This window comes from Streptomyces altiplanensis (assembly GCF_053591575.1).
In genome coordinates, this window is record NZ_JBSFUB010000184.1 from 1 (window position 1) to 5,965 (window position 5,965).

Genomic DNA, 5,965 nt, shown 5'->3' on the forward strand with positions numbered 1-5,965 from the left:
GTTCCGAGTCCTGCCCGACGACTTGCCCCTCTGACAGGCCCGGAGGCGCCAACTGACGCTTCCTGCCGTCCGACGCGCGTCCGACGCGGGGCCCGTCAGGGAGCCGCCGGTCAGCCGCCCGGACGGGGGCACCCGGACCGCTGCGGCCGCCCCGGGGAATTCGGCCCGATGGCTCCTCGCCGGGCGAGCGCCGCGGTGCTACGCGCACGAGCCGACACATGCCGCCCTTCGCCCCAATCTCCTTGCGAAAAAGGAAGGTTGGCAACTATCTGGCGCGCGGGACAAGCACCCGGCACATCTTGCCAGCACCCCCGAAGGTCCCTACAGTCCAGCCCGGAACAGATAGTGGGAGCGCTCCCAAATCCCCCACCGCTGCCCCTTCCCACCGAAAGGTCCCCATGAGACCGCTACAGCGCTGTGCCCGGTCCGTCCGGTCCGTCCGTGCCGCCCTCATGACGATGCTGGTGGCCTTGGCGTCACTGGCCGCTCTCGTGACGACGGCGGGGCCCGCACACGCCGACACCCTGATATGCGATCAGTACGGTTCCACCACCCTCCAGGACCGCTACGTGGTCCAGAACAACCGCTGGGGCACCAGCGCCGCGCAGTGCGTCAACGCGACCGCGACCGGGTTCGAGCTCACCCGTGCCGACGGGTCCGTCCCGACCAACGGGGCACCCAAGTCGTACCCGTCCGTCTACAACGGCTGCCACTACACGAACTGCTCTCCCGGGACCAACCTGCCGATGCAGGTGAGCTCGATCAGCAGCGCGCCGAGCAGCATCTCCTACGGGTACGTCGGCAACGCGGTCTACAACGCCTCGTACGACATCTGGCTGGACCCGACGCCCAAGAAGGACGGCGTCAGCAGGACCGAGATCATGATCTGGTTCAACCGGGTGGGCCCGGTCCAGCCGATCGGTTCGAAGACCGGTACGGCCACCGTGGGCGGCCGTGCCTGGGACGTGTGGACCGGCAACAACGGCTCCAACGACGTCATCTCGTTCGTGGCGCCCTCGGCGATCGCCGGCTGGAGCTTCGACGTGATGGACTTCGTCGACCAGACCGTCGCCCGCGGGATGGCCCAGCCGTCGTGGTACCTCACCAGCGTGCAGGCCGGATTCGAGCCCTGGGAGAACGGGGCCGGCCTGAAGGTCCAGTCCTTCTCCTCCACCGTGAACGGCGGTGGCAGTGACCCGGGCGGTCCGGGCGGCCCCGGAACCCCGGGCGCCTGCCGGGTCGCCTACGGCGCCAACGCGTGGCCGGGCGGCTTCACCGCCGAGGTGACCGTCACCAACACGAGTGCGACACCCGTCAACGGCTGGAAGGTGGCCTTCGGCCTCCCCGCCGGCCAGAGCGTCACCCATGCCTGGAACGCCGCCGTCACCCCGTCCTCCGGGACGGTGACCGCGACGAACACCGCCTCCAACGCACTGATCGCGGCGGGCGGCAGCCAGTCCTTCGGCTTCCAGGGCACCTACTCGGGGACGTTCACCGAGCCGACGCAGTTCAGCCTCAACGGAACCGCGTGCACCGTGGTCTAGCCGGCCGCGGCAAAGACCGGCGCACGGAGGCCGCTCCGCCCACCGAACGGACGGAGCGGCCTCCTCGTACCGGTCGTACCGGTCGTACCGGTCGTACCGGCTGGTGGCGCACCATGCAGCTGGTCTGCGGGGTGTCCGGCGGGGACCCGCCGTCGCCGTGAAGCCGTACGCGGTGGTGGCTCCGGGCGGGAGGGAACCGCTCCAGGCGGCGCTGGAGACGGTGATCACGGTGCCGCCGCCGAGCGTGCCGTTCCACACCGTGCCGACGCGCCGGCCGTCCGGCAGAGTGGCGTGGACCGTCCAGGACGGGCCCGGTGCCCGTGTTCTTCACGGTCGCCTCGGCCTGGTGGCCGCCGTTCCAGGAATTGACGACGCGCTGCGTGGCGCTGCACGTCCCGACAGGAACAGGGGCGGAGTGGGTGTGGGCGTCGGGCCGGGGCCGGATGTGTCGCCGGTGTCGCCGGTGGTCTTCGGGTGGTCGACGGTCAGGAACGGCTGGTCCTCCAGGTCGTCCCGGCGCAGCGGCCGGGACGGGTCGTAGCCGCCCTTCGGCTCCTCGTCCCGGGTTGGAAAACCCGGCTTCGGGGAACGCGAGGATGGTCAAAACCAACCCCCCACCGGGAGAACGCCATGAGTGAAGAGAGCCGCGAGGTCGAGAACCCCGTCACGAAGCATCCGCAGCCCAAGCTCCCGGACCAGGAGCAGGCACACCCCGGCTGGACGGGCCCGATGGACCCCCCGCCGGACCACGGTGAGGACTCCTACCGGGGGAACGGGCTCCTGGAGGGCCTGGCGGCGGTGGTGACCGGCGGAGACTCGGGGATCGGCCGGGCGGTGTGTCTGGCCTTCGCCCGTGAGGGCGCCGACGTCCTGTTCACGTATCTCCCCGAGGAGGAGCAGGAGGCCGCGAGCACCTCACGGCTCGTCGAGAAAGCGGGCCGCAGGGCCGTTGCGGTGAGCTGTGACATCCGGGACGAGGAGCAGTGCCGTGCGCTCGTCGAGCGGGCGGTCTCGGAATTCGGCCGGATCAACATCCTGGTGAACAACGCCGCCTACCAGATGTCCCAGCCGGACGGGATCGGCTCCATCACCACCGAGCAGTTCGACCGGGTCATGAAGACCAATCTCTACGGCATGTTCTGGCTGTCGAAGATGGCCCTCCCCCACATCCCCGAGGGCGGATCCGTCATCAACTCCGCCTCCGTCCAGGCGTACAAGCCCAGCCCCCATCTGCTCGACTACGCCATGACGAAGTCGGCCATCGTCGCCTTCACCCAGGGACTGGCGCAGATGGTGGCGTCCGACGGCATCCGCGTCAACGCCGTCGCCCCCGGCCCGGTCTGGACACCGCTGATTCCGGCGACCATGCCGGACACCACGGAGTTCGGGAAGCAGTCACCGCTGGGCCGCCCGGCGCAGCCGGCCGAGATGGCCCCGGCCTACGTGTTCCTCGCTTCCCCGCAGGCGAGCTACATCACGGCCGAGATCGTCAACGCCACCGGTGGAACGCCCCTGCCGTAGACCGCGCCCGCGAGCCGCACCCGGGAGCCGCGGAGCTCACTTCCCTTCGCCGGATCCGGGTTCCGCCATCTTCCGGTGTGCGGCCGCCTTGACGCTGTCCGGGACGACCCTGCTCACGACGGCTTGCGCCTTGGTCTTCACCGAGCCCGCCACGGTCTTCTTCCTGCCGGCCATCAGCGCCTCGAAGCCCTGCCTCGCCACCTGCTCGGGGTCGTCCTTGTGCTGCCTGCCGATCCGGGTGTCCTCCATGCCGGCGCGGTGGAAGAAGTGCGTCTCCGTCGGCCCGGGCATGACCGATGTGACCGTCACCCCGGTGTCTTCGAGTTCGTTCTGCAACGCCTGGGCGAACGACTGGACGAAGGACTTGGAGGCGTTGTACACGGCCTGGAACGAGCCGGGCACCGTCGCGGCGACGGACGACATGAACAGGAGCTTCCCCTCGCCGCGAGCGACCATGTCCGGCAGCAGCCCCTTCGCCAGCCGCACGGTGGAGGTGATGTTCAGGTCGATGACGCGCAGCTCGTCGGCGAGGTCCGTGTCGAGGAAGGCCCCGCCCTGCCCGACACCGGCGTTGAGCGCGGCGGCGGCGACGGGACGCCCGGTCGCCGTGACGGCGCCCAGCAGCCGTTCGACCCCGTCCGGTGCGGCCAGGTCGGTCCGCACGACGTGCACGTCGGCTCCGTGGGCCCGCACTTCGTCCGCGGCGATGCCGAGTCCGAGGTCTTCGGCGGCCAGCACGAGGTCGAATCCGTTTTCGGCGAATTGCTTGGCCAGCTCGAAACCGATTCCGCTGGAGGCACCGGTGACGACGGCCAGAGGCCTGGTCCCGTTCATGGGCGGGCGGGTACCCCCGCAAGAGGCGCCGTATCGGCGTAGCGCTGTGTCGATATGCCTTCTTTCGCCTTGCATGGACCGGCACGGTGTGCGTCGCCGTTGCCGGAACGGGAAATCCTTGACATTTCCGTCGGCGCGTTCTATTCAGTTTCCTGAAGAGGTTTCCTCCATACCCGCAGGTCAGAGCGGTCGGGAGGTGAGCGCAGTGGCAGGGCGGAAGACATCCGGCGGTCAGCGCGACCCCTACGCGGTGCTCGGCGTGGAGCCGACCGCTTCGGCCGGGCAGATCACTTCCGCCTACCGCAGGCTCGTACGGGCGCTGCACCCCGACGCCAACCCCGGCCCCGGCGAGCCGGCGGTGGACGGCCGGTTCACCGACGTCGTGGCCGCCTACGGCACGCTGCGCGATCCCGTCCTCCGTGCGGCATACGACTCCCGGCTCGGGGCGAGGCGCCCGAAGGGCCCTCCGAAGGATCCGCCGGGCCGCCGTGTCCCGGTCAGGACCAGGGCCAAAGGCGCGCCGACGCCGAGCGTGGCGGATGTGGTGGTGCTGGAGGTGACGGTGCACCCGCCTCCACCGGGGCGCGACGCGCTGATGCGGGCGGGTCCCACCCGAGTGGCCACGTCGTACGACGGACCCGGCACACCGCGTCCGTACCCGCCCACGGGCTGGGACCTGCTGTGGAAGTGGGACGCAGGGTGAGGTGAGGAGGAGAGGGCAATGGCACGTGCAGTGGGTATCGACCTGGGTACCACGAACTCGGTGGTCTGCGTGCTGGAAGGCGGCGAGCCCACGGTCATCACCAACACCGAGGGCGCCCGGACGACCCCCTCGGTGGTCGGTTTCGCGAAGAACGGCGATGTGCTGGTGGGCGAGATCGCCAAGCGGCAGGCCGTGACCAACATCGAGCGCACCGCGCGGTCGGTCAAGCGCCACATGGGCGAGGCGCAGTGGCGGTTCCCCGACACCGGGGACATCGACGGCAAGCGCTACACCGCGCAGGAGATCTCCGCGCGCGTTCTGCAGAAGCTCAAGCGCGACGCCGAGGCGTACCTGGGCGAGGAGGTGACGGACGCCGTCATCACCGTCCCGGCGTACTTCAACGACTCCCAGCGCACCGCGACGAAGGAGGCCGGGGAGATCGCGGGCCTGAAGGTGCTGCGGATCATCAACGAGCCGACGGCGGCGGCGCTCGCGTACGGCCTGGACAAGGAGAACGACCAGACGATCCTCGTCTTCGACCTCGGCGGCGGCACCTTCGACGTCTCGCTGCTGGAGATCGGCGAGGGCGTCGTCGAGGTGAAGGCCACCAACGGCGACACGCACCTGGGTGGTGACGACTGGGACCAGCGGATCGTGGAACACCTGGCCACGCAGTTCAAGAACGCGTACGGCGTCGACCTGTCCAAGGACAAGATGGCCACGCAGCGGCTGCGCGAGGCCGCCGAACGGGCCAAGATCGAACTGTCGGCCGCGACCGAGACCAACATCAACCTGCCGTACGTCACGGCGTCGGCCGAGGGGCCGCTGCACCTGGACGAGAAGCTCACGCGTTCGCAGTTCCAGCAGCTGACCGCCGACCTGCTGGAGCGCTGCAAGGCCCCGTTCCACAACGCGGTCAAGGACGCGAGGATCAAGGTCTCCGACATCGACCATGTGATCATGGTCGGCGGCTCGTCCCGTATGCCCGCCGTGACCGAGCTGGTCAAGGAGCTCACCGGCAAGGATCCGCACAAGGGTGTGAACCCGGACGAGGTCGTCGCCATCGGCGCCTCGCTCCAGGCCGGTGTCCTCAAGGGTGAGGTCAAGGACGTCCTGCTCCTCGACGTCACGCCGCTGTCCCTCGGTATCGAGACCAAGGGCGGCATCATGACCAAGCTCATCGAGCGCAACACCACGATCCCGACCAAGCGGTCCGAGACCTTCACGACGGCCGAGGACAACCAGCCGTCCGTGCAGATCCAGGTCTTCCAGGGCGAGCGCGAGATCGCGGCGTACAACAAGAAGCTCGGCATGTTCGAGCTGACCGGTCTGCCGCCGGCCCCGCGCGGTGTCCCGCAGATCG

General features: G+C 69.5%; 5 protein-coding genes and 1 pseudogene. 4 read left to right on the forward strand and 2 right to left on the reverse strand.

Annotated features, from left to right (window positions below; translation table 11 throughout):
• The first annotated feature begins 398 nt into the window (after positions 1-398).
• Positions 399-1,544: a GH12 family glycosyl hydrolase domain-containing protein gene (locus ACWD0Y_RS35850; RefSeq protein WP_450264445.1), complete on the forward strand. Its 1,146-nt coding sequence runs from the start codon at positions 399-401 to the stop codon at positions 1,542-1,544.
• Between the two features lie 153 nt (positions 1,545-1,697).
• Here the strand turns inward: ACWD0Y_RS35850 and ACWD0Y_RS35855 are convergent.
• A pseudogene (locus ACWD0Y_RS35855) lies at positions 1,698-1,847 on the reverse strand (cellulose binding domain-containing protein); the annotation flags it as partial.
• A 327-nt stretch (positions 1,848-2,174) separates the two neighbouring features.
• Here ACWD0Y_RS35855 and ACWD0Y_RS35860 point away from each other — a divergent pair.
• Positions 2,175-3,065 carry an SDR family oxidoreductase gene (locus ACWD0Y_RS35860; RefSeq protein WP_450264446.1) on the forward strand — a complete coding sequence of 297 codons (891 nt, stop codon included), beginning with the start codon at positions 2,175-2,177 and terminating at the stop codon, positions 3,063-3,065.
• Positions 3,066-3,101: 36 nt separating this feature from the next.
• Here the strand turns inward: ACWD0Y_RS35860 and ACWD0Y_RS35865 are convergent, their stop codons facing one another.
• Positions 3,102-3,899, reverse strand: a complete 798-nt coding sequence (locus ACWD0Y_RS35865; RefSeq protein ID WP_450264447.1) for an SDR family NAD(P)-dependent oxidoreductase — start codon at positions 3,897-3,899, stop codon at positions 3,102-3,104.
• 205 nt (positions 3,900-4,104) lie between these two features.
• Between ACWD0Y_RS35865 and ACWD0Y_RS35870 the strand changes: the two genes are divergently transcribed.
• Positions 4,105-4,602: a J domain-containing protein gene (locus ACWD0Y_RS35870; protein ID WP_450264448.1), complete on the forward strand. Its 498-nt coding sequence runs from the start codon at positions 4,105-4,107 to the stop codon at positions 4,600-4,602.
• Between the two features lie 18 nt (positions 4,603-4,620).
• A partial coding sequence (gene dnaK, locus ACWD0Y_RS35875) for a molecular chaperone DnaK (protein WP_450264449.1) occupies positions 4,621-5,965 on the forward strand: 1,345 nt, incomplete at its 3' end.